The 26,355-nt window shown below is 49.5% G+C and carries 21 protein-coding genes; 15 read left to right on the top strand and 6 right to left on the bottom strand.

What is annotated here, in order from left to right:
- The first annotated feature begins 1 nt into the window (after position 1).
- The 8 genes from IPL32_06595 (at position 2) to IPL32_06560 (ending at position 10,815) form a co-directional block, all read left to right on the top strand.
- Entirely contained in the window at positions 2 to 1,369 is a 1,368-nt protein-coding gene (locus IPL32_06595; protein ID MBK8465483.1) for a glycosyltransferase family 39 protein, read from the top strand.
- 7 nt (positions 1,370 to 1,376) lie between these two features.
- Positions 1,377 to 3,263: an asparagine synthase (glutamine-hydrolyzing) gene (gene asnB, locus IPL32_06590; protein MBK8465482.1), complete on the top strand. Its 1,887-nt coding sequence runs from the start codon at positions 1,377 to 1,379 to the stop codon at positions 3,261 to 3,263.
- 154 nt (positions 3,264 to 3,417) lie between these two features.
- The gene (locus tag IPL32_06585) at positions 3,418 to 4,248 is read left to right on the top strand and encodes a DUF3473 domain-containing protein (GenBank protein ID MBK8465481.1); all 831 of its coding nucleotides are present in this window, start codon (positions 3,418 to 3,420) and stop codon (positions 4,246 to 4,248) included.
- Between the two features lie 40 nt (positions 4,249 to 4,288).
- Positions 4,289 to 4,960 (top strand): methyltransferase domain-containing protein, encoded by a 672-nt coding sequence (locus IPL32_06580; GenBank protein MBK8465480.1) that lies wholly within the window; start codon positions 4,289 to 4,291, stop codon positions 4,958 to 4,960.
- A gap of 27 nt (positions 4,961 to 4,987) precedes the next feature.
- Entirely contained in the window at positions 4,988 to 6,238 is a 1,251-nt protein-coding gene (locus tag IPL32_06575) for a glycosyltransferase family 4 protein (protein ID MBK8465479.1), read from the top strand.
- A 42-nt stretch (positions 6,239 to 6,280) separates the two neighbouring features.
- Positions 6,281 to 8,086, top strand: coding sequence for a hypothetical protein (locus IPL32_06570; GenBank protein MBK8465478.1), 1,806 nt, complete (start codon positions 6,281 to 6,283; stop codon positions 8,084 to 8,086).
- A 7-nt stretch (positions 8,087 to 8,093) separates the two neighbouring features.
- Entirely contained in the window at positions 8,094 to 9,383 is a 1,290-nt protein-coding gene (locus IPL32_06565; protein MBK8465477.1) for a hypothetical protein, read from the top strand.
- Positions 9,384 to 9,387: 4 nt separating this feature from the next.
- A complete protein-coding gene (locus IPL32_06560) occupies positions 9,388 to 10,815 on the top strand; it encodes an O-antigen ligase family protein (protein ID MBK8465476.1) in 1,428 nt (475 codons plus the stop codon).
- Here the strand turns inward: IPL32_06560 and IPL32_06555 are convergent.
- Complete coding sequence (locus tag IPL32_06555) at positions 10,796 to 13,441, bottom strand: hypothetical protein (protein ID MBK8465475.1); 2,646 nt, start codon at positions 13,439 to 13,441, stop codon at positions 10,796 to 10,798. The genes IPL32_06560 and IPL32_06555 overlap by 20 nt on opposite strands.
- A 71-nt stretch (positions 13,442 to 13,512) precedes the next feature.
- Between IPL32_06555 and IPL32_06550 the strand changes: the two genes are divergently transcribed.
- The 3 genes from IPL32_06550 (at position 13,513) to IPL32_06540 (ending at position 15,698) form a co-directional block, all read left to right on the top strand.
- A complete protein-coding gene (locus tag IPL32_06550; protein MBK8465474.1) occupies positions 13,513 to 14,031 on the top strand; it encodes a hypothetical protein in 519 nt (172 codons plus the stop codon).
- Between the two features lie 71 nt (positions 14,032 to 14,102).
- On the top strand, positions 14,103 to 14,834 hold the full coding sequence (locus IPL32_06545) for a hypothetical protein (GenBank protein ID MBK8465473.1): 732 nt from the start codon (positions 14,103 to 14,105) through the stop codon (positions 14,832 to 14,834).
- A gap of 87 nt (positions 14,835 to 14,921) precedes the next feature.
- The gene (locus tag IPL32_06540) at positions 14,922 to 15,698 is read left to right on the top strand and encodes an energy transducer TonB (protein ID MBK8465472.1); all 777 of its coding nucleotides are present in this window, start codon (positions 14,922 to 14,924) and stop codon (positions 15,696 to 15,698) included.
- A 12-nt stretch (positions 15,699 to 15,710) separates the two neighbouring features.
- Here IPL32_06540 and IPL32_06535 read toward each other — a convergent pair whose 3' ends face one another.
- From IPL32_06535 to IPL32_06520, 4 genes are all read right to left on the bottom strand, one after another.
- Entirely contained in the window at positions 15,711 to 17,525 is a 1,815-nt protein-coding gene (locus tag IPL32_06535) for a hypothetical protein (GenBank protein ID MBK8465471.1), read from the bottom strand.
- 122 nt (positions 17,526 to 17,647) lie between these two features.
- Positions 17,648 to 18,040 carry a hypothetical protein gene (locus tag IPL32_06530; GenBank protein ID MBK8465470.1) on the bottom strand — a complete coding sequence of 131 codons (393 nt, stop codon included), beginning with the start codon at positions 18,038 to 18,040 and terminating at the stop codon, positions 17,648 to 17,650.
- 134 nt (positions 18,041 to 18,174) lie between these two features.
- A complete protein-coding gene (locus IPL32_06525) occupies positions 18,175 to 18,588 on the bottom strand; it encodes a PIN domain-containing protein (GenBank protein MBK8465469.1) in 414 nt (137 codons plus the stop codon).
- Positions 18,578 to 18,793: a hypothetical protein gene (locus IPL32_06520; protein MBK8465468.1), complete on the bottom strand. Its 216-nt coding sequence runs from the start codon at positions 18,791 to 18,793 to the stop codon at positions 18,578 to 18,580. Before IPL32_06520 ends, IPL32_06525 begins: the two co-directional genes overlap by 11 nt.
- Positions 18,794 to 19,004: 211 nt before the next feature.
- On the opposite strand from IPL32_06520, the gene IPL32_06515 reads away from it, so the two are divergent.
- Together IPL32_06515 and IPL32_06510 are read left to right on the top strand one after the other, a co-directional pair.
- Positions 19,005 to 19,163: a helix-turn-helix transcriptional regulator gene (locus IPL32_06515; GenBank protein MBK8465467.1), complete on the top strand. Its 159-nt coding sequence runs from the start codon at positions 19,005 to 19,007 to the stop codon at positions 19,161 to 19,163.
- A gap of 32 nt (positions 19,164 to 19,195) precedes the next feature.
- The gene (locus IPL32_06510) at positions 19,196 to 21,184 is read left to right on the top strand and encodes a DUF2075 domain-containing protein (GenBank protein MBK8465466.1); all 1,989 of its coding nucleotides are present in this window, start codon (positions 19,196 to 19,198) and stop codon (positions 21,182 to 21,184) included.
- Between the two features lie 29 nt (positions 21,185 to 21,213).
- Here the strand turns inward: IPL32_06510 and IPL32_06505 are convergent, their stop codons facing one another.
- A complete protein-coding gene (locus tag IPL32_06505; GenBank protein ID MBK8465465.1) occupies positions 21,214 to 21,486 on the bottom strand; it encodes a hypothetical protein in 273 nt (90 codons plus the stop codon).
- Positions 21,487 to 21,666: 180 nt separating this feature from the next.
- Between IPL32_06505 and IPL32_06500 the strand changes: the two genes are divergently transcribed.
- On the top strand, positions 21,667 to 21,909 hold the full coding sequence (locus IPL32_06500) for a hypothetical protein (GenBank protein MBK8465464.1): 243 nt from the start codon (positions 21,667 to 21,669) through the stop codon (positions 21,907 to 21,909).
- Positions 21,910 to 22,437: 528 nt separating this feature from the next.
- A complete protein-coding gene (locus tag IPL32_06495) occupies positions 22,438 to 26,139 on the top strand; it encodes a peptidase (protein MBK8465463.1) in 3,702 nt (1,233 codons plus the stop codon).
- Positions 26,140 to 26,355: the final 216 nt, after the last annotated feature.

The following is a 26,355-nucleotide window of genomic DNA, read 5'->3' as shown; positions in this document are numbered from 1 at the left end:
AATGCTGAATAAGTTTCTGCTGTTAGCCTGTTTTCTGATAGTTGCTCTTGGGCTCTTCGCTGTTCCGTTCCCCGATGGTCCCGTTGCTCTCATCGCGGCAGTCCTTCTCTCGACCGGCGTCCTGCTGACATTTCGACGTTTTACTGAAGAAAGGGAATTTGTTACGACCATTTTTCTCGTCGGTCTCGCTCTTAGATTGAGTTTTGGTCTGTTGGTCCATATCTTTGATCTGAGGGAGTTTTTCGGTGGTGACGCATTGCAATACGATGCAAACGGTGCTCATCTGGTCGATATTTGGCTAGGCAAGGCGAGCCAGGCCGACTTAAAAGCGCTTGCCTATGATCCGGCAGGCGGCACCGGTTGGGGAATGAACTACCTAACCGGGTTTATTTATCTCTTTCTTGGACGAAACATTTTTGCGGCTCAGTCATTTTGCGCGGTCGCCGGTGCAGCGACGGCACCGATGGTTTTTTTCTGCGCCAAAAAGATATTTAATAATCTTCGCGTTGCAAAGTTCGCCGCGGTCTCGATCGCAGTTTTTCCTTCGTTTGTAATTTGGTCAAGCCAATTGTTGAAGGACGGGCTGATCATCTTTCTTCTTGTCCTTACTATGACAATGGTGTTGGAACTTCAGAAGAAGTTCAATTATGCGGCTTTGTCGCTGGTGATCGCTTCGCTGTTGGGAATTGTTTCTTTGCGTTTTTATATTTTCTACATGGTAATCGTTGCCGTGGTCGGCAGCTTTCTGATTGGAACGTCAACGTCGAATAAATCGATGTTTCGCCGCATCGCGGTGATAGTTCTGATGGGTGTTGCTCTTCTCTACCTCGGCGTTCGTCAAAGGGCTAGCATTGAGCTGTCGAAATTTGCAAACCTCGAACGTATACAGATCAGCCGCTCGCACCTCGTTCGATCTTCTGTCTCAGGATTTGGCGAGGATGTGGATGTTTCAACAACCGAGGGAGCGTTGTCGGCACTGCCTACGGGATTTGCATATCTGATGTTTGCACCGTTTCCGTGGCAGGCGGCAAATTTGAGGCAGGCCATTACGATACCAGAAGTGCTTTTGTGGTGGGCAATGTTTCCGTTTATGATAGCAGGCCTTGTCTATTCGGTAAGGAACAGGCTTCGCAATGCGTTCCCGGTATTGATTTTCAGCCTACTTTTAACTTTGTCATACTCGCTTCTACAGGGAAACGTCGGAACCGCATATCGCCAGCGAACTCAGATCCAGGTGTTTCTTTTCATTTTCGTAGGTGTCGGGTGGACCGTATATCAGGAACAGCGCGAGAACAAACGGTTACTTCGCGCTGCAGCTCAAAGGCAGGTTGAAAACAATCTGAGAGCAGGGCTGCAAATGTCAAAATAAGATCTAAATGTGCGGAATCACAGGTTTTGTAAATGCCGATGGCAACGCGGTGAATGGCTCGATTCTCGAAGCGATGAATCAAGCGATAATTCATCGTGGACCTGATGAAGACGGTTTTTACATCCACGAAAATGTTGGCCTCGCTATGCGGCGTTTATCGATCATCGACGTTGCCGGTGGTCAACAGCCGATACATAACGCTGACAAAACAAAATGGATCGTCTTTAATGGGGAGATCTATAATTACCAAACCCTCAGAGATGATTTGGAAAAGCGCGGCCATTTCTTTTACACAAAATCGGATACTGAGGTGGTCGTTCATCTTTATGACGAATACGGCGTGGATTGCCTGCATCATCTGCGCGGAATGTTTGCTTTGGCGATCTGGGACGAAACGGAAAAGTCTCTCTTTCTGGCACGCGACCGCGTAGGCAAAAAGCCATTGCTTTATTCGCATCAGGTAAACGGCGATCTGATTTTTGGTTCAGAGTTTCAGGCTGTATTAAAACATCCGTCAATTTCGCGCGAGGTGGATAATGGTGCGATCGACAGCTATTTGTCGTATCTCTGCGTTCCGGCACCGCAAACGGCGTTCAAGCAAATTCGCAAACTCGAACCCGGCCATTGGCTGAGCTGGAAAGGCGGCAACATCGAAACAAAACGTTACTGGCAGCCTGACTTTTCAAAAAAAATAAAAATCACAGAAGAAGAGGCCATCGAAGAAACCACTAGTATCCTGCGTGAATCGACGCGGCTGCGGCTTATTTCCGAAGTGCCTTTAGGAGCCTTTCTTTCGGGTGGAGTTGATTCTTCGGCGGTTGTTGCGTTGATGGCCCAGGAAAGCGCACAGCCGGTAAAAACGTTTTCGATCGGATTTGAAGAGGAAGATTTTAGCGAACTCAAATACGCCAAACGCGTTGCCGATCATGTCGGAGCTGAGTATAACGAGTTCATTGTGCGGCCAAACGCACTTGATGTTATCCCGACGCTTGTCGAACATTACGGCGAGCCCTACGCCGACTCGAGCGCGATCCCGACATACTACGTTGCAAAAGAGACCAGAAAATACGTGACGGTTGCTCTGAACGGCGACGGAGGTGATGAGAGTTTTGCAGGATATGAGCGATACGTCGCAATGCGAACAGCTGAAACGTACGGACGTATACCTGCCGCTTTGAGAAAGCTGTTCATCGAAGCCCCCGTCAGCTTCCTACCGACCTCGGAATTGAAACGAAGTCGTCTGCGGGATGCAAAACGCTTTTTACGCGCCGCAAACCTGCTGCGGACCGAACGATACTTTACTTGGGTGTCTGCCTTTAACTGCAACTCAAAAACTGAACTGTACACGCCCGAGTTTGCCGCTTCGGTATCAGGCCAAAATGCTTCTGCTTTATTAGATCGCTGGTTCACGGCGGCAAACGGTACAGGAACGCTCGACTCAACATTGTTGACCGATCAAATGACCTATCTGCCTAACGATCTTTTAGTAAAGGTCGATATAGCGACGATGGCAAATTCGCTTGAGGCCCGTTCGCCGTTTCTCGATCACAAACTTATCGAGTTTGCCGCGAGCCTGCCGGAAAATATCAAAATGCGCGGGTTTGAGACCAAATCACTTTTAAAAAAGGTCGCCGCGCGCCTCGTTCCGAAAGATGTTGTCTATCGTCGAAAGATGGGCTTTGGTGTTCCAATAGGAAAATGGTTTCGCGGCGAAATGAAAGACTTTGTTCGCGGCGTTTTGCTTTCTGAAAAATCGCTGAAGCGCGGTATCGTAAAGCCTGAGATTCTTGAAAGATATGTGAACGAACACACATCTGCGGCCCGCGACCACTCGTTCCAGCTTTGGACACTGCTAATGCTCGAGCTGTGGTTTCAGCGATTTATCGATCCCTAGATCACTCCGATTTTCTGAGTTTAGTGCTAAAATATTGAAAATCGCTTTGGTAACCGGCAGCGATTTCCCCGCACTTTCGCATGGCCCGCCGCCGCCCGCTGAAAAATGCTGGTCGCGGCAGGGTTGGTCGGTTACCATTTTCAACTTCTGTTATATGGCAAGCACACCGGTCAAAAATGCTCTAACGATCGACTTTGAAGATTGGTATCAAGGGCTTGAGATCCCTTATTCCGAATGGGACCGATTCGAAGACAGGATCGAGAAGGCCGGTGACAAATTGCTTCAGATTCTCGACGAAGGAAACGCAAAGGCGACCTTTTTCATGCTCGGCTATGTTGCCGAAAAGCATCCTGAATTAGTAAAACGAATCGAGGCCGAAGGGCACGAGATCGGCACGCATGGCTTTTCACACACGCTGATTTACAATCAGAAACCTGGTCTTTTCAAGGAAGAATTGACCCGTGCTATCACCTTTCTCGAAGATCTTATAGGAAAAAAAGTGCTTGGCCATCGAGCTCCGTTCTTTTCGATAACAAAAGACTCGCTATGGGCTTTAGATATTTTAGGCGAGCTTGGCATTAAATACGATTCGAGCATTTTTCCAATATTAAATTATCGGTACGGGATTGCAGACGCTCCACGATTTCCCTATAAGATAAAACGTGCGAATCACGAGTTCGACGAATTTCCGATCTCGACATTAAAGCTGCCGGGCTTTACGATGCCTATCTCGGGTGGTGCGTATTTTCGTATTTATCCTTATCAATTGACCAAACAGGCAATTAAGTCCGTCAATCGGTCAGGTGAGCCGGTCACTTTTTACCTGCATCCGTGGGAGCTCGATCCCGATCATCCGAGAATCGATGTGCCGCGACGAATCGCTCTGACGCATTATTTTAATCTTGGCTCGACCGAGCGGCGTCTCAGAAAGTTGCTGCGGGATTTTAAAATGGCGCCGATGAAAGAGGTTTTGGCGATCAATTAGAAAGTTGCATTAGAATTATTCAATATCATATTTTGTACTTATGGCTGTTAACGGAGCAAACTCGGTCGAGGAAAAAGTTCGAGATCATTTTCACGATGATGCCGAACGATTTGACGCGATTTATGGCGAGAAGAAAGGTGCCTTTCAAAAATTTATCGACAATTACTGGCGCGGCGTTGTGCAAAAGCGTCTTAAGATAAATGTCGAGACACTTAAGCCCCTCGAGGGTAAAAAAATACTCGATGTCGGATGCGGCAGCGGCCGATTTTGTATTGCGTTTGCTTTGAATGGAGCCGATAAAGTCATTGGCATTGATTTCGCTCAAGCGATGATCGAGATCGCTGACAAACTAGCGACCGAGGCAGGCGTCGAGGACAAATGTGAATTCGTTATCGGCGGATTTCCCGAAGCCATCTCCGATGACGACGGGCCGTTTGAAGCATGCACGGCAAACGGTTTTTTTGATTACGTTGAGCATCCCGTGCCTATCATCACACGAATGCGCGAGTTGACGCGGGGCAAATTGATAATGAGTTTCCCGAAAGCGATCGAATGGCGCGTTCCGATCAGGCGAGTGCGTTTTTGGCTAAAAGGAACACCGCTTTTTCTATACAATGAGGCTCAAGTTCGCGACATTATGACACGCTCAGGCGTGACAGATTACAAGATCATTTTTCTTGACCGCGACTATCTTGTTGTTGCCAATGTTTGATCTTTTTCCTCATCTTAGACACGTCAAATGAATCCTCATTCCGATGAGCGGACAGAAACGATCGTAACGGCACAGTCGATCCGCGTTCTGCATATAATCACGCGCATGATCGTCGGCGGGGCGCAAGAAAATACTCTTCTCTCCGTCGTCGGTCTCGACGCGATGCCTGAATATGAAGTAACACTTCTGAGCGGAATCGACAAAGGGCGTGAAGGCGAATTGCTTACACAAGCTCGCGAGACGACGCATCTGATCGTTCTTCCTGAAATGGGCCGCAGCATAAATCCGTTCTTCGATCTTGTTACATTCTGGAAACTGTTCAAACTAATAAAGGCTGGCCGCTACCACATCGTACACACGCATGCGTCAAAGGCGGGAGTTCTTGGCCGCCTTGCTGCATGGCTTGCCGGAACGCCGATAATTGTCCACACGCTGCACAGTCTTGTCTTTCATGATTACCAACCATGGATCGTCAATCGTACATGGTGGCTGGCGAAAAAAATATGCGCGCCTGTCACTGATTTCTTTATTAGCGTTTCGGATGTGATCTCGGAAAAGGCAATTGCCGCTGGTATCGCAAAGCCCGAAAAGTTTCGCACCATATATAGCGGGATGGAGTTGGACTGGTTTCTAAATGCGAAGTTCGATGAGGACAATGTGAAAAGGGAATTCGGAATACCGCTTGATGCTCCTGTTGTCGGCAAGATTGCCAGACTCTTTCCGCTCAAGGGTCACGATCAATTGATGGATGCAGCGCCAGAGATCGTAAAACGCATTCCAAATGTGAGATTTTTCCTAATAGGTGACGGTATTTTACTAGAACATTTACAGGAAAGAGCAAAAAAATACGGCATTCTCGACAACTTTGCTTTTGCAGGCCTGATCGATCGAACGCGGATCCCAGAAATGATCTCAGCGATGGATGTCGTTGTTCACACCAGCTTGCGCGAAGGCTTAGCCCGCGTTCTGCCGCAGGCGCTCGCAATGGGCAAGCCGTGTGTTTCGTTTGATATTGACGGAGCAAGAGAGGTAGTCATAAATGATAAGACAGGCTATCTTGTCGAAGCCTTTGATTCCGTTGGACTTGCTGAGGGAATCGGGCGGCTTCTTGAAAACCCGGAAATGAGGAAGCAATTTGGCGAGAATGGCAGACGCCATGTCGATCCGAATTTCCGTGCGGAAAAAATGGTCGCTGACATTGCCGAGGTTTATCAGATGCTGCTAACACAACACTCTGACCGGATAGCCACGTTTAACCGAAAAACTCGCGTTACATAAACATATCGATCGAATTTCTGCGATAATTGACCTGCATTCATTATGCCTGGTTTGACCTCAAACCCAATATTCGTTGGCGCAGCAGCAGCGATCGTCTCGATCCTCTGCACGCTTGGCGTGCGCTCTTTTGCAGTTCGGTACAACTTTGTCGCAAAGCCAAAGAGCGACCGTTGGCACAAGCGTCCGACCGCAATGTTTGGCGGGGTCGCGATATTTATCGCGACTGCGGTTGTTTACTTTTCGCTTGTTCAGCTTTCCGGAAAGTCACTTGTTGTTTTCAGCGCCGGCGCGTTTCTTTTCATCGTGGGACTGTTGGACGACATTCTAAACATACGGCCATATCAGAAATTGATTGGCCAGTTAATCGGTGCAGGTGCTTTGGTGCTGTCGGGCCTCAAATTGCCGCTGACTGGTTTTGAGATCATTGACATTTGGATCACTGTTTTCTGGGTCATCGGTATCACAAACGCCATTAATCTCCTCGACAATATGGATGGGCTCGCTGCCGGAATTTCGGCCATTGCAGCGTTTTCACTGGCAATGAATTTTGCGGCGAACGGACTCACCAACGAGCTGCTTATGACGAGCGCATTGATAGGTGCGTTGATCGGCTTTCTTGTCTTCAACTTCAACCCGGCGTCGATCTTTATGGGCGACTGCGGCTCGATGTTTATCGGGTTTTTGCTTTCGGGAGTCGTTTTACTTAATCAGGTCGGCGGCCGTTCACGTGGGATCGTGGCGATACTTGCTGTTCCTGTTTTGATTCTGTTTGTTCCGATCTTTGATACTACATTTGTGACTGTATTGAGAAAGCTCTGGGGCCGCAAAGCATCTCAGGGCGGTCGCGATCACACGTCTCATCGGCTCGTGGCCCTAGGTTTATCTGAGCGAACAGCGGTTTTAATGCTCTACGGTTTTGCGGTTGTCGCAGGGGTGCTGGCGCTGCTGGTTGGACAGATAGGGCCGACAAAAAGCTTTGGGTTGATCGGCCTGTTTATTGTGGTTCTGGTTATCATGGGCGTTTATTTGTCCAAAGTAAAAGTCTATGAGGGCGAGGACGAACAGCAAGCGGTGGAGGGAAGTGCCGTCTTTGCATTTCTCGTAAATGTCTCACACAAACGCCGCATCTTCGAAGTTTTTCTTGATGCTTTTTTGATCACACTCGCCTATTATTCAGCTTTCACGTTATTTCTGGGGACGTTTGAGGGTTCTACCGCCTGGCAGCTTTTTCTAAAAACATTGCCGCTTTTGATAGTCATCAAACTTGGCTCATTTCTTGCGGTCGGCGTGTATCGAGGACTGTGGCGATACACGAGCATAGGCGATATGATAACGATCGCAAAGGGCGTCTTCCTCGGCTCGTTGTTGAGCATTTTCGCAGTTCTGCTCGTATATCGTTTCGACGGATTTTCGAGAACTGTGTTCTTTCTCGACGGAGTTTTGCTGTTGCTTGCCGTTGTCGGGAGCCGAATGGCGTTTCGCATCATACGCCAAATGCTGCCCCTCCCGGTTTCGAGTGACGGTCGTAAAGTGCTGATCTACGGTGCAGGCGACGGAGGTGAAATGGTCCTTCGCGAATTGAATAACAATCCCGAATGGAACCTTAGATGCGTCGGTTTTATCGACGACGATCCGTTGAAAACAAATAAGGTCATTCATGGCCTAAAAGTGTTTGACGGCAACGGACAGATAGCAGAAGTTTGCCGGGAAAAAGATGTTGCTGAGATATTGATCTCAGCTCGCAATTTGCGGGCGGAACAGCTGAAGAAGATTCGCGAGGTTTGCCGCGACAATAATATCATTCTCAAACGTGCACAAATGAAGATCGAACCGGTCGATTTCGTTTAATAAGAGCTTGTCACTAAAGATCATCAAATTTGAACCTCGCCTTGGCCGTATCGTGTTGATAGCGGCAGCTCTATTGTGTGTTATTACCGCGTGGTTCTTTATCAAATGGAATTTTGCCAATGCTGTCTCGTCGCGTCTCGACACAAAACGAGCAGAGTTCAAACCGGTCGCCGATTGGCTGACACAAATGGCCCCGAGCGATCCGCAAACACATCTTACTGCTGCGCGCATCTATCAAAAAACCTTCGATCCTGGCGATCTGACTAGATCACTAAGCGAATATGAGTCGGCGGCCGCACTCTCGCCATACAACTATTTAGCGTGGATTGACCTCGGCAAGGCGCGCAGTCTCAATGGTGATACAGAAGGTGCACAGGCTGCATATGCGCGAGCTCTGCAGCTTGCCCCAAATTATGCGCCGGTCCAATGGGCTTGCGGCAATTCGCTGATCCGACAAGGAAAGAATGAGGAAGGATTTGCTCTAATAGCGAAAGCCGCCGCGGCAAATTCTGACTACGCCCAACCGGCTGTGACGACCGCGTTGCAGATCTTTGATAACGATCTAGGACAGGTTCAGCGAAGTCTGGGAGACAACGATGTTACCAATGCGGCACTAGCCGGCGCATTGGCAAATCAGTTGCAATTTGAAGCCGCTTTCACAGCATGGTCAAAGCTCTCCGAAGGTGACAGAGGTACAAAGTTCAAAAAGCTTGGTGACGATCTCATTGAAAAATTTGCGGCAGCTCGAAAATTTAGTTTAGCAGCCGGCGTGGCATCGGGAATGCGAACAAACGAAGGCGAAAAACCGACGGTAGGACAAGTATCAAACGGCGGATTTGAGGCCGGAGTGAAGATCAGGAACGCTGCATTGTTCGAGTGGCAGATAGCTGAGGGAGCACAACCACAGATAGCTCTGAGCGAAACCGAAACACATGGCGGCAAGTACAGTTTGTGGTTGATCTTCAACAGCTTTGAAACGGCTGCTTTTCGCTCGGTTTCACAGACGGTTGCGGTCGTTCCCGGTGCGGAATATGAATTTGAGGCCTTTTACAGATCGGATCTTAAGACCACGGCGAGCATAAAATGGGAGATCGTGAACGCACTGACGAATGCTCCTATTGCCGCTACGCTAGCTGCGGTGCCTGCACCGGATTGGATGCCGCTTCGTGTCAGATTCATGATGCCGGCTGACAGTGACGGCGTGATAGTCCGTCTTGTTCGAGAGGGCTGTAATGGGCCGTCATGCCCGACGAACGGGAGCATGGCGTTTGACGATATTTCACTGCGGCGTTTATGAAGACATGAACGATTCACACGAGAACAAAAGATCTATCTATGCCGAGAATGTGATCATTGGCAACAAGTCGTCGCGCGTCAGCTCGGCGATTTTTGTACTGCTTTGCATCGTTCCGATCTTTTCGACGATCCTCTTTGGTGCTGTCGATAAGGTGACGTGGGTTTTCATCACCATGTTTGGAGCTGTAATCGTTCTGCTATGGCTTGCAGAAGCGTGGAAAGGTAAAGGCTTTCTGCTCGCTCCGAGCGCAATGCAAATACCAATGATTGGTCTGCTGTTAATAGGGATCATTCAGCTTTTGCCGCTTGGCAGCGTTTCGGTTGAACTCGGCATTCCTGCATCGCGCGCGCTTTCACTCGACCCTTACGCCACTCGATTTTTCCTGCTTCATCTCGTCATTTATATCGTCTTTTTTGCGTCCTGTCTTACCTTCATTAATAACGAAAGCCGGTTAAAAAAGACGTTTCTGATGGTGATAATTTTTGGCGCAGCGATGGCATTTTTCGGCATCCTACAACGCCTCGCTAATCCTGACGGCATATACGGTCTTCGTGCAACGCCTCAAGCGATACCGTTTGGACCGTTCGTCAATCAGCATCATTTCGCTTCGTTCATGGAAATGACCGCCGGGCTTACCATCGGCCTGCTTTTCGGAAAGAGAACAGCGAAGGGCAAAAAAATACTGCTCGCGATCGCATTAGTCGTAATGTTATCCGCCATCGTATTGACAAGTTCGCGCGGCGGCGTGCTCGGCATTATTTCTGTTACGGCATTTGCTGTCTTGATAAATTTCTTTTCCGGTCGATGGTCAAAGGACAAACGTTCCACTTCGGAAGGAAGCTCCATTCAACAGAAAGTTGCCGTCGCTGCGGTTGCCATTGCTTTGATCTTTGTAGTATTTGGGCTTGTATTATTTCTCGGCGGCAACGATTCATTAGTTCGCGGGCTGGGCGTTACCAATATTCAGGACGGTGTTTCAAATGGCCGAAGCCACTTTTGGGCGATAGCAGTTCGCATCTTTTTCGAACATCCTATACTCGGCGCCGGCCTCGAAGCATTTGGAATGGCGTTTACAAAACACGATACATGGAGCGGCCAATTTCGCGTCGAACAGGCACATAACGAGTACCTGCAAATGCTGGCTGACGCAGGCATTGCCGGCTTTCTATGCGTTGCAACGTTTATCTACTTTCTGTTTAGACAAGGCCTTAAAACGATCTCAAATGCTCACGGCATGCGTCGAGATGTTGCGATCGGAGCGTTGGCAGGTTGTTTTGGAATCTTGATCCACAGTTTCTTTGATTTTCCGATGCGAACGCCGTCAAACGCTTTTTTCTTTTTGCTTCTCTGCGCTCTCGCCACGGTCTCTATTAAAACAAACCATTCTGAAACTTCCAGACGCCGCCGTTCCACTACTGCACTTTCACAGTGATCTCTTTTTTGCCGCACGGCATCTCGAAAGTGATCTTGTAATCACCGGTCTTTGAGCTAATAGAACGCACCACAAACAGAGCCTGCGTCGTCAAACCTTCGATCACCTCACGCTTGATGCTTAGATCTTCTGGATCATTAGATACGGCCTTTAATTCTACAAGCTCCTCATTTCCTTCGCCTTTAACGATCACTGCCGAAATACCTTCGTTGTTTTTGATAGGTACATTTTCTTTGTCAACGGTAAGCGTACATGGCTTGATCTCGGGCGTCGGAACCAATGCCACTGTTGGCGTTTGTTCGGCAGTCGCTTCAACTTTAGGGACGGTTTTAGAGTTTTCAGCCGCAGGGATCGTGATAACCACCGGAGGAAAAAGTTCCTTCGGTTTCGCAGTCGGCGTCGTTGTCGGTTTAGCAGCTTCGGTCGGAGCCATCTTAGGAGTTTCCAATGGCGTCTGCTGAACTACGCTCTCTGGCATCGCCTCGGTTGTGGCTGTCGATGTCAGCGACGATACCGTTGTGTTCTCTACCGTGGGCGAAGCAAAAGCAACTGCCTCTGTAGTTGGCGTCGTCGCGGCCATTACAGGAATAACCAGCGAAGCCACCGGCGTTGGTTCCGGCTTTTGTGCCACCGTTTCAGTCTTGGCAGGCAGCGAAGGATTGGGGCCAATGATCTCCTCCAATCCAAGCGTGCTTCCTTTCACGCGTTTATAGACTGCTTCGATCGTGCTGTAACGAATAATGTCAGGAGATGAGCTTTTATAACTCTTTATGTATGCCTCGAGTGCTTCCGCATCGTTTCCGCTGGCGGCAAGTGCGGTTCCCAAACGCCATGTGCTTGAACGCCACCATGCGCTGTTTGCAGGCAAAACACCGACCGCACGTTTCAAAGACAAGACTGCCTTAGCGTTGTCGTCCAACTGAAATGAGGCCCAACCGGCGATCTCCTCAATACGTCCTCGCAAAACTGAAGAGAGCGTCGACCGCGGTACACTTGGAACATTGATATACCGCCCGCTAGCCGCTGCGATCGCGCGATCTTCATAAAGTTCGGCTGCCATCACTGCGATAGACGGATCGGCGACATCCAAACCGGCGTCTAGGTTTGACGGTGCAGATCTCGTAATTTCAATTACTTTTGACAGTGCAATTTTTTTCTCCAAAAGCGCAGACGCCGCAAATATTTGCCTGTGCAATTTCATTTTGTCGTCGCCGCGAATGAGATCATCAGCGGCTGCTGCTGCAACATCAGCCTTAGGCTCTGGTGACTTTAGTTCTTGTTCAAATTCGAGCAATGCCTTTAGCTGATCGGCGTTGTCGGCATTGTCCGCAGCCGTCGGCGTAAAAAGGCTCGCCTTTCGTTCAGCCGCTAATAACTCCGTAAAGTTCTTTGCCTCGGAACGAGTGCGGCCGCCTAGATCAACGTGTATAGAGCCGTCTTTGATCGAGAAACTTTTTGATAGTTCCTCAGCCGCTTCACGATATAATCCGGCGGCAAGCCTCGCCGAAGCGATCTCATACTCCAAAGTAGGGAAGTTGCCGTATTTTCGTGCCGTAAGCAATAGCCGTTCGGCGGCAACTGGTTTGTTTTGGCTCAATAGCCCGCGAGCCATCGCAATGTGCGACCAGATAAAACGCGGATCAGTATCAAGCGCTTTTTGTGCCAATTCGATCGTGCGTGCTCCCTCATTTTGGGCCGCATACCAATACGCCGCACCGGCAAGCAGCATGACATTGTTCGGATTGGCTTCAAGCGATCTTGCCAATTCGACTTCCGCGTCAGCGCGTTTTCCGGCATCAAATAATGCGAGGATCAACCCCGTCCGAGCAGGAACATTTGCATCCTCTTTAGCCAGGATCTCACGGTAAAGCGAGACGGCGTCGTCCGCCAGTCCGAGCGAGCGTTTCATTTCGGCAAGGCCGCGTCGTGCCGACAGCGATTCCGGATCGAGTTCGAAAGCCTTTGCGTACGCGGCGGACGATTCCTCAAGCTTGAATTCAATGCGATTGGCGAGTCCGAGTGTCTGATACGCGGCAGATGAATTTGCATCTATCTTGATGATATTTTCAACGACACGTTTCGCTTCGGTGCCGTTCTCGATGCTGAGATAAAAGCCTGCGATGCTTAGCAATTGAACTGCGTTCGTTTCAGCCTTGCTTTCCAACAGCTTGGCGATCTCTAGTCCTTCGTTACGCAGGCCGCGAAAATATAGATTGGCCGGAAATTTGGAAAGCGCATCGGTAAACAACTGATCGGGAATAGGTGTTGGAGCGTCCTTTACAGCCGAGCGAATAAACTTCATTGCGGCTTCCGCATCGCCTCCGGCCAACTTCTCGTTCCCGAGGCCGGCTTCAGCTGTAGAGATCATCACAAACCCCTGTGCATTGTGTGTCGACTTGGGAAAAGCCGTAACGAATTTTCTCAGTACCCTGATGCGTTCACTAGCGTCGGTGACGGCGATGGCCTTGTCCCATTCCGCACTTTCGGTTAGCTTCTTTGCCGGAGTCGCCGAAGGTTTTGGCTTAACCGTCGTTGGTTTGAGAGTTGCAGGTTTGGGTTTAGTGGATTGGGAAAAAGCCGCTGTAAAAAGTAGGCTCAGCAAAAAAATGGCCGTCAAAAATCTCATAAAATATGTCGCCCGCTTCAAAATCTTAACACGAAATTGCCTTTTAACGAGATGCACCTTATCCTCGCCTTATGACTGAACTCGATCAGGTCTGGTCACAAATGCTTGGCGATGCTGCGGCAAAAGCGTTTGCTTCCGGCCAACGTGACATTGCCGATTATCTGCGGCTAAAGGCTGCAAATGACGCGGTTCGCAGTGCCGGTGTCGGCTGGTTGACCGATACCGTCGTCGAGATCGCGGGGCAAGAGCTTCGAGAACACAAAACGTTAGCCATCGAGCGCGAAGAGCCGCATGATTTTGCTCACGGCAATTCGAATATGATCGGTACGCTCCTCACGATTCGCTACGGAGTGAGATGTTTGACCGTCGAAGCGGGTTGGACGCGAACGCCCCGCGACGGCATTATGCTCAACGGAGCCTTGGCATACGCACGTTTCACGCATTTCGGCATGCCAAAGATGAGTGCCGAGCTGCGCCTCGTCCACGGCGAAACGTTGCCTAATTGGATAGACAACGGCGAGGCGGTTACCGACACTCACGCCCTAAAACGCCATCTCGACATTCTTCTCGACAAAAGGCCCATAGAGTGAGCAGACTTGGCGAACGGCCATCTATGAGATAATATGAAAGATTAGCTATTCTAAAAGGGGATTCAACAAAGGTGATCGCAGAACTTGATAAATTGATAGAACTTCAGAAGACGGATACTAATCTTCGAAGGTTAAAACAGTTGCTTGAGACAGCAGAAACGCGGCGTGCAGAGATTGAACAGGAGTTTGAACAGCACGCCTTTTCTATACGCGAAATTCAAACCCGCCGCGACGATCTCAATACAAAGCGGGCCGATCTCGAAAAGCAAATAGCCGAAAACAAGACCTATTTCGAACGTGCGGAACGCAACCTCAAACACGCGCAAAACTCAAAAGAGTACGAGACCGCAATGCGTGAGACCGATGCGCTTCAAAAACAGATCACGGCTTTTGAGACAACGGTCGTCGAGATAATGGAAACTCTCGAAGGCGTTGAAAAAGAACTCGAGGAACGTGCCGATGAGATCAACACGCTCGACAGCAAACGGGCTGCAGCCTTAAAAGAATTTGACAAGACAATTGCGGTAGATAAGGCTGAATTCGATAAGGAAACCGGCCATCGCAAGACGGCTTTCGACACGCTTCCTGCTCGTCTTGCCTCGGTTTACGACCGCCTCGCCCAACGCAGCCGCGACGGCATCGCCGTTGCCGAAGTTGTCAACGGTGCCTGCAGCGCGTGCTTTATACACCTTCGTCCGCAGGTCCAGGTGAACGTGAAAAAAGGCGACGAGATCATCGTCTGCGAAAACTGCTCACGAATAATGTACATGCCCAAACGCGGCGCCGAAGCCAGCGCGTCCTAGTCAGAACCGGGAGCGATAGCGACTGGGTTCTTGGATCCGCGGCGACACGGAATTTTTTGGCATACTTAAAAAGCTTGAGATGAAGCCATGAGATTGATCATACTCGCCAGCATCGCTGCACTCTCGGTCATAAATCTTTTCGCCCAAGAAAAGAGCATAACAGTCGAGCCTTATTTCCTCGGCGAGGCTCAGCCGACCAAGATCAAGTTACCATTGCCTGAGTACCCGAAAGATGCAAAAAAAGCAGGACTCGGCGGTCGCGTCTCTGTAATCGTAACAGTTGATGAAAATGGGCACGTGACGACTGGTGGCGCTGACGGCCCTTATCCAGTGTGCCAATCAGTCACCACACCAAGTGTTCTCGCTCTCAGGCTCGCTGCAACAAACGCCGCAAAAAAGGCTGAATTTAAACCGGCGTTGGTGAATGAAAAACCTGTCAGCGTCAATGGACGAATCAACTATCTCTTCACTACTCCGCCTACTAAACAGTCGAAAGAGGATTCTATGAAAGTTGCTTTTGCGGGCAGTGCTGAGCCAACTGAAAAGTTAACCGAAGGGCAGAATGGGGATCCATCCTTATCACCAAAAACCGTGGGGGGCGGTGTTCTAAACGGTAAGGCAATGTCTCTCGCCAAACCGCCCTACCCAGCTGCTGCAAAAGCTATTCGTGCAGGCGGCGCCGTATCTGTTCAAGTGGTGATACTTGAAGATGGGAGCATGTATTCTGCCGAAGCTTTTTCAGGCCATCCATTGCTTCGACGGTCGTCCGAGATTGCGGCTTGTAGCTCAAAATTTACGCCAACTCTTCTTTCAGGGCAACCAGTCAAAGTATCAGGAATAATTGTCTATAACTATGTTCCCTGATTGCTGACTACTTTACTTCGCCCACTCGTCCGCAATGTGAACATCAACCTTTACAGGCACTCGTGAAAGATATTGCTCCCCCGCGCGAAGCATAGCTGATTCTAGTTTCTTAGCGGTTTGTTCAGCATCTGCCGCATCGCATTCAACTACAATTTCATCGTGAACAATATTGACGAGCTTTGCCGAAGTCTCGCGGATGTCATCATGCAGCAGGCGTAAGGCGCGTTTTAGGATGTCTGCCGAAGTGCCTTGTATCGGCATATTTTTGGCGTAACGCTGCACGGCGCCGATCGAGCCGCGGTCGTTTTCGTCAAAGGTCATACGAGCCAGCCGCCCTGATCTTGTCCGGGCCGAACGCTCGGTCAGCACGTTCTTTGACTGATCGCGGAGCCATTTATCCATCATCGGATATGTCGCAAAATATCGCCGCAAGGTTTCTTCGGCCTGAGTTTGCGTTAAGCCGGTCATCATCGCAAACCGCGACGCACCCAGCCCGTAAACCACGCCAAAATTCAAACGCTTGGCAAACGATCGCTGATCTGGCGTAACATCTTCTGCCTTGATACCAAAGACCTGAGCCGCCGTCGCCGAGTGAAAATCCTGCCCGCTCGCAAAAGCCTCAATAAAATTTTTGTCTTCAGAAATGTCCGCCAAGATCCGCAGTTCGATCTGCGAATAGTCTGCGATCACAAGCATTCGTCCATCCGGCGCGCGAAAGCACCGTCGATATTCCGCTTCGTGCGGTATCTGCTGCAGGTTCGGGCTCGAACACGAAAATCGTCCGGTCGGAGCGCCTATCTGTCGAAAGTCTGCGTGAATTCGTCCCGTCGCAGGCTCGATAAATTCGAGTATGTTCTCACCAAAACTCGATGATGCCTTAGCGACGGTTCGGTATTCGAGCAGCTTTGCGACCGGCGGATATTTTTCCGCAAGCGGCTGCAGTTCCCAAGCCCGCGTCGTGTTCGGCATCGGAATCCCAAGCCCGACAAGTGCATCCGTTACCTGCGCCTGCGAATCAAGATTGATCTCAGCCCGCCCAAACAGCGAAGCCTGCGCGACGCCCGCCGACAACATATCTTGCAGCTCATCGGCAAACTTCGCCTGCGCCTTTTGCACAATGCCAAGCTGCTCGCGCCAGCGTTCCTGATCGAGATAAAAGCCGTTCAACTCCATCTTGGCGATCGGCATCACGCATTCGTTTTCAAGTTTTAGAACCTCTGCGAGGCCGTCGAGAGCAATTCGCTCGTCCAGCTTCTCACGCACCTCAGGCATGATCGCCGCGTCGCGTGCGGCATATTCGATCTGCGAATGCGTCAGTTCGTCTGCCGCCCAATTGCTGACCTGCTCGGTCTTATCGAGCGTTCGCCCAAGAAAAAATTGAACAACATCAGCGAGTCCATGCCGCCGCTCGCCTTCGCCCGCCTTGATCAAAACGCTCGCCAGATAAGTGTCGTAAATCGCCCCGACCTCAATACCCAAATGATGCCGCACCCACTTCGTATCAAACTTCGCATTATGCGCGATCTTGACCTGCTTCGTCGACGCAAGCAGCTCACGCAGCGGCGCCAGATCGGGATTTGCTCTAAGCCTTTTTATGGTTTCCGGCAATTGTCCATCGTTCGCCGCCCACCTTCCGCTACCAAAGTTCCTGAGGTCGATAACCTTCGTCTTCGTCCCGTCCGAAAGCTGCACCAGCCGCAGCTCGCCCTTATAAGGATCAAGCTCCGTCGTCTCGACATCAAAGCCGATGTACTTAGCTTCCTTCAGCTCGTCAACGGCCTTCTTAAGCGACTCAGCATCGCTTATTAATTGAAAATATATCTCCATCTGCCTCTATTATGCCGTGTTCGAACCGTGTGCGCGAAATCCAGTTGCGGAAGCCCGCACGTAGTAAGGGCATTTTTTTCGATTATCACGGACGCCCTTACTAAGTGCGGGCTTCTGCAATATCACTCCTTCTTCTTCCCGACCACGCGCATATTTTGTAGCGGCAGAACAAGCACGCCTTCCTCGTCGATCTCGGCCTTATTAAAAGCCATCGTCGCCGGCACAGTTATGCCGTGGGCCTTGCAAAAGCGGCTCGCGCGCAATATCCGATGCCGATGCTTCTCATTCTTCGGCGCCTGCAGCGGATACGCATTCTTCGCGACCGTGCTCGCTGGCGCAAGGCCGATAAACTTATGCTCCGGCTCATACAAAAGCACCGCCTGCCCCGGCCGCCCAAACCGCTCAAACGCCGCCGCCCCGATCACGATCTCACCCTTCGGATTCAACGTCACATGCAGCTCCGACGAAACATCCTTAGGCCCCACCTGAAACTCTTCCCATCGTTTTACTATCATATTGTCACCTCTTAAGCTAATTTTAAGGCCATAGTATATTACACAATGTATCGTGTATGCAACTGCCTGAAGCTACTCAAGAGGAGTTAGCACCTTGCTTTTATCAAAATCAGAATTATGCCTTTGGAACGAGTTTAATAGATCGAAGAAATATTTGGATATGCACGGTAGATCGGTTTGGTTGGTTTTTCGGCGGAAACAAGTTCCGCTCCCAATTGACCGGCCGCGCAGATGTGAAGGGCGTCCAATGCACCGAGTCCATACTGCGAAGCCAGCGCCAGAGCCGGAGAGATCAAAGCCGTGTCGTCAGCCCAATGCTCCACGCCCGCAAAATATGTTTCATAAAATTTAACTTCGCGTTTTCTGCCAAAAAATTTCGCTATCGGCAAAACTTCCAATCGCAAAAATTCACTGGCGACGAACTCTCGGTCAGGATCGTTAAAAACCTGCAAAGCCCGCATTCGGCGGGCAAAAGTCTGAGCACTCGGCCTGGTCGCGGCATAGATAAGAACCGAGGCATCTGGAAACGTCAAGATCTTATTCGCCATTTTTTACGTAGCCGCCGCGCCGTTTTTCCAGTTCTTTCTCGATTGCGGCTTCATCAAACAACGGTTCATCGGAGTTCTCGATTTCCTTTGCTATTTTCATTAGTCGTCTGCCAAGCGACGACATTTCCTTCTCGGTCAAGAACGGCTTGATCTGCGTTTGTTTAATGCGAAAAGCATCTTTTTGATCCTTGTTCGATTGCGGCATTTCTTAAATTCCCCTTTTTTTTAGTTTGCCTATACCTGATTATAACCTAAAGAATTCAGGGTTCGAAGTAGTTTTTCCGTTTCTTCCTTTGAAATATCTTCCGATTCATCGGTCTTTCGAGGTCACCTTCCGGCTCCTCCGCATTTCGCACTCGAATTGCTACTCATTGTATGTTGATCGCTGCATACAATACGTATAGTTTTGATCTCACATGACGGATCAACTCCTCATCAAGGAATTCGGCAAAAGGATCAGACAACTTCGAACCGAGCGTAAACTCTCACAAGAAGAACTCTCATTCCAAACCGGCTTCCACCGCACCTACATCGGCATGGTCGAACGCGGTTTAAATTTCACTTTTAGTAGGTAGTATGAGAACCTATCCGACAAAACTGTCACAAGATGAAGCGATTTTACTACTCAAATTCGTTTGCCGAATTCTTCCGTCAGTCAACGGATGAGATTCTCGGCATCATGGCTAGAAATAGCGACTTCGATGACGTCCAAGAGCAGAAGCAGTCTTGGATATATCAAATTGAATGCCTCCGAAATGTCTTGGAAGGTTTCGTAGGAAATCTGTATTTCGAGTATTCGATACCGAGAATGGGAAGTAGAGTTGATGCCATTCTCATCATTAAACACGTCGTTTTTGTACTTGAGTTCAAGGTAGGCGCTATCAAATTTGACGAGGTTTCTAAAGAGCAGGTCTGGGATTATGGCTTAGACCTAAAGAACTTTCATAAAACAAGTCATGAGGCGATTGTTGCCCCGATACTAATTGCAACGGAGGCAACTTCCGGTATCTTGTTAGATGAATGGAAACTTGATTCTGACAAGCTGATTTCGCCTCCGATTTGCACCAACATACTTAATCTACGTAATGCAATCGAAAAGGTCCTTCAATTGGAAGGACAAGAATCGATAAAGCCTGACGAGTGGGCCGACGGCCAGTATTCACCAACTCCAACAATAATTGAAGCAGCTACGTCCTTATATAGGGAACATTCCGTTGAAAACATTGCAAGAACTGACGCGTCCGCGCGCAATCTTCGCGATACAGGAAAAGCTATTTCTGAGATTATTGCTAAAGCCGAAAAAGATGGGGAAAAGATAATTTGTTTCGTAACAGGGGTTCCGGGGGCAGGGAAAACACTTGTCGGTCTGGATGTTGCAACCCGACAAATGCGTAAAGTTAGGCACGAGGTAAATGAGCCCAGTGTTTTTTTATCGGGTAATCAACCGTTGGTTTCAGTTCTAACGGAGGTGCTTGCGCAAGACAATGTCCAACGGGCCAAACAAAAGGGACAGGTTAGAAAAATCGGCAAGGCACGTGGGGAGATCAAAGCGTTTATTCAAAATGTTCATCATTATCGAGACGAATATCTTCGGGACACGGAAAAGGCTCCAGCAGACCATGTAGCAATTTTTGATGAAGCTCAACGCGCATGGAACCTAGCCCAGACAGCAAATTTCATGAAGCGTCGAAAACGCATTGACAACTTTAATCAATCTGAACCTGAATTCTTAATTTCTTGTTTAGACCGTCACAGGGACTGGGCAGTTATTGTCTGCTTAGTAGGTGGAGGTCAGGAGATAAATAGCGGAGAGGCCGGCATTAGTGAATGGATAGAATCACTTAATCGAAAATTTTCAAAATGGAAAATGTACTTATCAGAGCGGTTATATGATTCGGAATATGCCGCCGGACATGTAATCGATTTAATAAAAGACAAAGAGCACGTCCATTTTGATAACCGCTTGCATTTATCGGTTTCAATGCGTTCATTTCGAGCCGAAAAAGTATCGGACTTTGTAAAAGCAATTCTTGATTTAGAAACGGAAACAGCGACCGAAATATTCACGTCAATCAGAAAAAAATATCCACTTGTGCTTACTCGCGATTTACATAAAGCGAAGGAATGGCTCCGAGAAATGGCTCGCGGAACCGAGAGATATGGTCTTCTCGCGTCTTCAAGTGCCGAGCGACTCAAGGCAACGGGTGTCAACGTAAAGTCTCCTATGAATCCAGTCCATTGGTTTCTCAAAGGTAAGGATGACGTGCGATCTTCATACTTCTTGGAGGATCCGGCAACAGAATTTCAGGTTCAGGGCTTGGAGGTAGACTGGGCTTGTGTGAACTGGGATGCAGACTTTAGGTTTAAAACAGATGATTGGGGAATGTTCTGTTTTCGTGGGCACAAGTGGGACCGAGTGAAGAAATCAGAGAGGCGACAGTTTCTTAAAAACGCTTACAGAGTTCTTTTGACTCGTGCTCGTCAGGGAATGGTTATTTGTGTGCCTAATGGAAACCCGGACGATAAAACACGATTGCCTGCATTCTACAATGCGACTTATGACTATCTAAGGAAAATTGGAATTCCGGAGATCTAATTTAGCACCAGATGAGTCCCCGGATGGTATCATTCTAGCCACAGTTCAAGCGGCTCCCATTTTGTCCAGACGAACGCGAAGTCCTTGTCTTCAAGGACATCTTCATCAGTGAGGCCGTCCCAATCGCTATCATCGCCGTAGCCTTGAGAGCGGATGTCGAGCAGGTTCGGGCCATCGCCTGCGTAACCATCGAGAAATAGCATTGCCACTTCTCCGCGAGTCAGCGGAATTCCGCCGCCCGCTCCGGTTGCAGGTCGAGCAAGAATCGTTTTGACGACGTCGGTGTAGTTGCGAACTTTCATCTTTGGACTATTTGCCTCCGATTAGAACGTTACTCATCGGAGGCAAATAGTCCAAATTCGAATATTATCGGTTCTCGGGCTTTGAGTTCTTTGCACGGTTGGCGCTCATTACTCGCGAGACGGCTTCGCTCTTTGGTGTGGGTGATCTTTTGTCGCGGATGTAACTCATAGGCTTAGCCGATGAACTATTATAACCAACCTACGGACACTGAGTCGCTGACATTGGAAGAGGCACGCGGTGGCTTTTCTGTGGCCGGCGGTGGATGTCGAGGCGGCAGGTTTGCGGGCGAGGCGGCGAATATGGCGGAGCTAGCTGGTGGTCGACTAGTGGAAATCGCAAAAATCGACGTTTTTAAAGCTGAAATTGTCTTGAATATGAAATTTTCCCGATGGCTTTTTGGGGGGTCAGCGATGGCTTTTTGAGGGTCTGCGATGGCTTTTTGGGGTACAGAAACGGCGCATTTTCGGCCGTTTATAGGTAAGTCGTTGCAGATCATATATTTAGCTTGGAATTACGGCAGTTTTGACGTGAGTTGATGCTTCTTGTCGTCGATTCACACCGTCGTCGATGACATCCGGCATTATTGTCTTTATTTACATCAGTTCACACGTCCACTCTCACGATTCTGCCATCCGATCTCAAACCGGACATCTTAATTTGTTATTAACACGGGCCGCAATTTTGCTTTGACAAAAATTCGAAGTGGTTTATAATGATTGGACTTTATTAGCTTTTTATTAGCGTCCGATTAATAAGGGATGATGAGTCTCGGCCTCCTTTAAGCCACGTTTTTGGTTTTACCGCCTTTTCGAAGTTTTTCCTGAGGTTTCATCAAAATAACTTAGTAAAACAGCCCGTTTTTGGCATGGTTGCCGGTCGTGCTGTATTTTTGACTAGGTTTTGCGGACTAATATTAGTTGGACATAAAAGCAGCTTTTAAATATATGATTATGAAGACAACATGCAAATTTTTATTGGCGATCCTTATGATCGCCGGCGTATCTTTTAAGGTATCGGCACAGCAGCTCGTTTGGACCGCGAACGATGAGGACACGATAAATATCGTTAAAGACAAGGCGGTTGCCAGAGCGTCTTTTCCTGTCGATTTCAAATTGTTCAATTTAAACATTGAGCCTTTAAGACAGCAGTTGTTTTCTGTGATCGATGGCAGATCGCAGCAGTCTGCGATCATTTCCTTGCCCAATGCCGACGGCCAGATCGAAATGTTCGAGGTTTTTGAGGCGTCGAATTTCGAAGCTGACCTTCAGGCAAAGTTTCCCGAGATTCGGGCCTTTTCCGGCCGCGGCATTACTGATGAATATGCAACGTTGAAACTCAGCATTTCGCCGCAGGGAATCCAGACGATGGTCTTTAGGACTGAAAAGGAAAACGAGTATATCGAACCTTTTTCGCAAGACCGCACGGTTTACGCCGTGTTCCGCTCTAATCGAAATAAAGGCGATTCACCGTGGTTATGCTCCACCGAGGACAGAAAGTTAGCCGCAAGCCTCGATCAGCAGGTTCAGAACTCATTCGTACCGGAAAGCTCCACTGGCGAAGTAAAAACCATGCGTCTGGCGCAGTCCTGCAATGGTGAATACGCAAACTTCTTTGGAGCCACCAGCTCTGCACAGGTTGCTTTAGTTCTAGCCGCATTTAATGCGACGCTCACGCGTTCAAACGGAGTCTATGAAAAAGACCTCGGGCTGCACCTCAACCTTATAGCCAACACGACGGCCGTCATTTACTACAATCCGTCAACCGATCCATATACGACGCTTTCAAACTGGAATTCGCAGTTGCAATCAACCTTGACCGCAAACATCGGCGAAGCAAACTATGACATCGGCCATATGTTCGGCGCTTCGGGTGGCGGCGGAAACGCGGGCTGCATCGGCTGTGTTTGTACGAACGGCTCAAAAGGAAGCGGCATCACTTCGCCTGCTGACGGAATACCGCAGGGTGACAACTTTGATATCGATTATGTAGTTCACGAAGTCGGGCATCAATTGGGTGCGAATCATACATTTTCACACTCTCTCGAGGGCTCCGGCGTAAATAAGGAAGTTGGTTCGGGTATTACTATCATGGGTTATGCGGGCATCACGACACGTGACGTTGCACCACACTCCATTGATATTTTTCATCAGGCATCGATAGCACAGATACAGGCCAATTTGGCAACAAAAACCTGTCCGGTGACGACAACGATGACGGTAAATGGCCCGCCTACCGTTTCTGCGGGCAGTGATTACACGATCCCGATCTCGACGGCATTTGCTCTCACAGGCACGGCAACCGATCCGCAAGGCGACCCGATTACCTATAACTGGGAGCAAAACGACAACTCAACTGTCTCGGGAGCAAACAGCATTGCTTCTCCGACCAAAACCGGCGGCCCGAATTGGCTGTCCTTTGCCTCTTCGACATCGCCAACCAGATATATGCCGCGCCTTTCGACGGTTCAGGCAGGGTTATTTGTAACTCCTGTGCTGACTGGCGGTGATCCGGGAACGAACATCGAGGCATTGAGCTCGGTCAACAGGACATTGAATTTTCGTCTGACGGTCAGGGATAATCGCCCGTATGTTCCTGCTTCAACTATTGGCCAAACCCAATTTGACGATATGGTTGTGACTGTCAATAACACGGGCGGTGCGTTTAGTGTTACGTCGCCTAATACGGCTGTTTCATACGCAGGAAATTCGACCCAAACAGTTACGTGGAATGCGGGCAGCACGGCAAGCGCTCCCTTCAACAGCCCTAATGTCAAAATTTCTCTCTCGACCGACGGCGGCAACACTTTCCCGACGGTTCTTTTGGCAAGCACCGCAAACGACGGAAGTCAGAGTGTTACGATTCCAAACACACCCACAACGACGGCTCGGATCAAGGTAGAAGCGATCGGCAACATCTTTTACGATATGTCCAACGCAAACTTTACGATCACAAGTTCAGGCCCGACGCCGACCTTTACACCGACGAATACACCGACGGCAACTAATACGGCTACCAACACGCCTACGCCGACGAACACGGGTACGTTCACACCGACTGCGACATCAACCGGCACGTTTACGCCGACGAATACGCCGACACCAACCAACACGGCGACCAATACACCGACATTTACGCCGACGTTCACGCCATCGAATACATCAACGCCGACGTCGACAGCTACTTTCACGCCCACATTTACCCCGTCCAATACCGCGACGGCCACATTTACGCCGACAAACACGGCTACAAATACGGCAACGCCAACACCGACAGGTTCGCCGATCGGCGTAACGCTTCCCGCCATCACTTCGCCCCCGGGAGCAGAGATAACGGTACCGATAACGGTGGGCGATACTACGGGTTCGGAGATAATATCGTATGACCTGCAGGTTACTTTCGATCCGGCGGTCTTACAGCCGTCAGGTGCCTTATATGACACTGCAGGGACCTTGAGCAGCGCGATGTCGATCACGCCGAACGCCAACTATGCCGGACATCTTATAATTTCAGCGTTTCAGGGAGTGCCTTTGACAGGTTCGGGAACTCTGATCAATCTCAAATTCACTGCCGTCGGCTCGTCAGGGCAGTCAACAGAGTTGAATTTTGAGGATTACACCGATCCGGCCAGCATTTTTCACACCGGATTCCAGTTCAACGAAGGTATTCCGGCATGCGCGACAACCAATGGCAGCGTTACGGTCCTCGGCGTAGCGATCTCAGGAACTGTCACTTATGGCAATGCGATAGGAGCGCCCACCCCGCGTTACGTTTCAAATGTAACGATCTCCGGTGCAGGCTCGACCAATGTTTCGACGACAACTGCCGCTCCTGGTGTAAATGCAGGCCAATACGCTCTCAGCGGTTTTGGGGCAGGCGCTTACACCGTCACGCCGACCAAAGTAGGCGGAGTGAATAACATCACATCATTCGACGCCGGAAGGATCTCACAGCATGTATCGGGAACCAGCTTTTTGACAGGTAATCAATTGCTCGTGGCCGATGTCAGTAACAACGGCAGCGTTTCTTCATTCGATGCGGCCCAGATCGCAAGTTATGTAGTAACCGGCCTAAACGGAGGACTTACGGGAACTTGGAAATTCCTGCCTGCCAGCAGATCATACGGCACGGTCGGCAGCAGCATCGCAGGCGAAGATTACTCAGCATTGCTAATGGGCGAGGTCTCGGGCAACTGGACAAACACAGGTGCACGGCCTGCCGCAAGGACAGAAATTGACAGCCCTGCCGTCTGTGCCGGCCGTATAACTGCGATGCCGAACAGCGAGGTCCTTGTACCGGTCAGCGTCGAGGGCGTGGTGAATAAAGGCATCATCGCGTATGAGTTTGATCTGAGATATGATCCGACGGTGATACAGCCGATGAACAATCCGGTTGATGTCATCGGAACCGTCAGCCGCGGGCTTACAGCGGTAACGAAGACGGACGAACCAGGGCTGCTTAGAGTAGCAGTTTACGGCCCGATGGCGATAGACAGCAACGGCCTGCTCCTGAACCTCAGGTTTACGGTCGTCGGAACAGCCGGTTCAGCGTCGCCGCTTTCGTGGGAGAGCTTTATGTTTAACGAGGGCGATTCTGCAACGCTGACTGCCAACGGCCTGATCGAAATACGCGATCCTGCCAACATGATGCAATAGGTGCTAAACCTAACAAACTAAACAGAAAAAGGCTCGTTATGAGTCTTTTTTTGTGGCTCAAAAGTTGGTTTTTTACAGAAAATGCCACCTTTCGACCCCAAAAAGCCATCGGAGACCCCCAAAAAAGCCATATTTGAACCCCAAAAAGCCACCAAAAATCTCCACTTTTTCCAAACGAATGTCCAATCCCGGCGGCCTTGGCGGAATGGTCGGAAT

Origin of the sequence: Chloracidobacterium sp. (genome assembly GCA_016711345.1) — a bacterium.
In the GTDB taxonomy this organism is placed as follows: domain Bacteria; phylum Acidobacteriota; class Blastocatellia; order Pyrinomonadales; family Pyrinomonadaceae; genus OLB17.
Note: the sequence above shows the minus strand (reverse complement) of the source record. Positions and strands in the feature narration are given on the sequence as shown.

Excerpts from the sequence above, each read along its gene's own strand:
- IPL32_06595 (MBK8465483.1), top strand. The coding sequence starts at position 2 with ATGCTGAATAAGTTTCTGCTGTTAGCCTGTTTTCTGATAGTTGCTCTT.
- asnB (MBK8465482.1), top strand. The coding sequence starts at position 1,377 with ATGTGCGGAATCACAGGTTTTGTAAATGCCGATGGCAACGCGGTGAAT.
- IPL32_06585 (MBK8465481.1), top strand. The coding sequence starts at position 3,418 with ATGGCAAGCACACCGGTCAAAAATGCTCTAACGATCGACTTTGAAGAT.
- IPL32_06580 (MBK8465480.1), top strand. The coding sequence starts at position 4,289 with ATGGCTGTTAACGGAGCAAACTCGGTCGAGGAAAAAGTTCGAGATCAT.
- IPL32_06575 (MBK8465479.1), top strand. The coding sequence starts at position 4,988 with ATGAATCCTCATTCCGATGAGCGGACAGAAACGATCGTAACGGCACAG.
- IPL32_06570 (MBK8465478.1), top strand. The coding sequence starts at position 6,281 with ATGCCTGGTTTGACCTCAAACCCAATATTCGTTGGCGCAGCAGCAGCG.
- IPL32_06560 (MBK8465476.1), top strand. The coding sequence starts at position 9,388 with ATGAACGATTCACACGAGAACAAAAGATCTATCTATGCCGAGAATGTG.
- IPL32_06555 (MBK8465475.1), bottom strand. The coding sequence starts at position 13,441 with ATGAGATTTTTGACGGCCATTTTTTTGCTGAGCCTACTTTTTACAGCG.
- IPL32_06550 (MBK8465474.1), top strand. The coding sequence starts at position 13,513 with ATGACTGAACTCGATCAGGTCTGGTCACAAATGCTTGGCGATGCTGCG.
- IPL32_06540 (MBK8465472.1), top strand. The coding sequence starts at position 14,922 with ATGAGATTGATCATACTCGCCAGCATCGCTGCACTCTCGGTCATAAAT.
- IPL32_06535 (MBK8465471.1), bottom strand. The coding sequence starts at position 17,525 with ATGGAGATATATTTTCAATTAATAAGCGATGCTGAGTCGCTTAAGAAG.
- IPL32_06530 (MBK8465470.1), bottom strand. The coding sequence starts at position 18,040 with ATGATAGTAAAACGATGGGAAGAGTTTCAGGTGGGGCCTAAGGATGTT.
- IPL32_06525 (MBK8465469.1), bottom strand. The coding sequence starts at position 18,588 with ATGGCGAATAAGATCTTGACGTTTCCAGATGCCTCGGTTCTTATCTAT.
- IPL32_06520 (MBK8465468.1), bottom strand. The coding sequence starts at position 18,793 with ATGCCGCAATCGAACAAGGATCAAAAAGATGCTTTTCGCATTAAACAA.
- IPL32_06515 (MBK8465467.1), top strand. The coding sequence starts at position 19,005 with ATGACGGATCAACTCCTCATCAAGGAATTCGGCAAAAGGATCAGACAA.
- IPL32_06510 (MBK8465466.1), top strand. The coding sequence starts at position 19,196 with ATGAAGCGATTTTACTACTCAAATTCGTTTGCCGAATTCTTCCGTCAG.
- IPL32_06505 (MBK8465465.1), bottom strand. The coding sequence starts at position 21,486 with ATGAAAGTTCGCAACTACACCGACGTCGTCAAAACGATTCTTGCTCGA.
- IPL32_06500 (MBK8465464.1), top strand. The coding sequence starts at position 21,667 with ATGAACTATTATAACCAACCTACGGACACTGAGTCGCTGACATTGGAA.
- IPL32_06495 (MBK8465463.1), top strand. The coding sequence starts at position 22,438 with ATGAAGACAACATGCAAATTTTTATTGGCGATCCTTATGATCGCCGGC.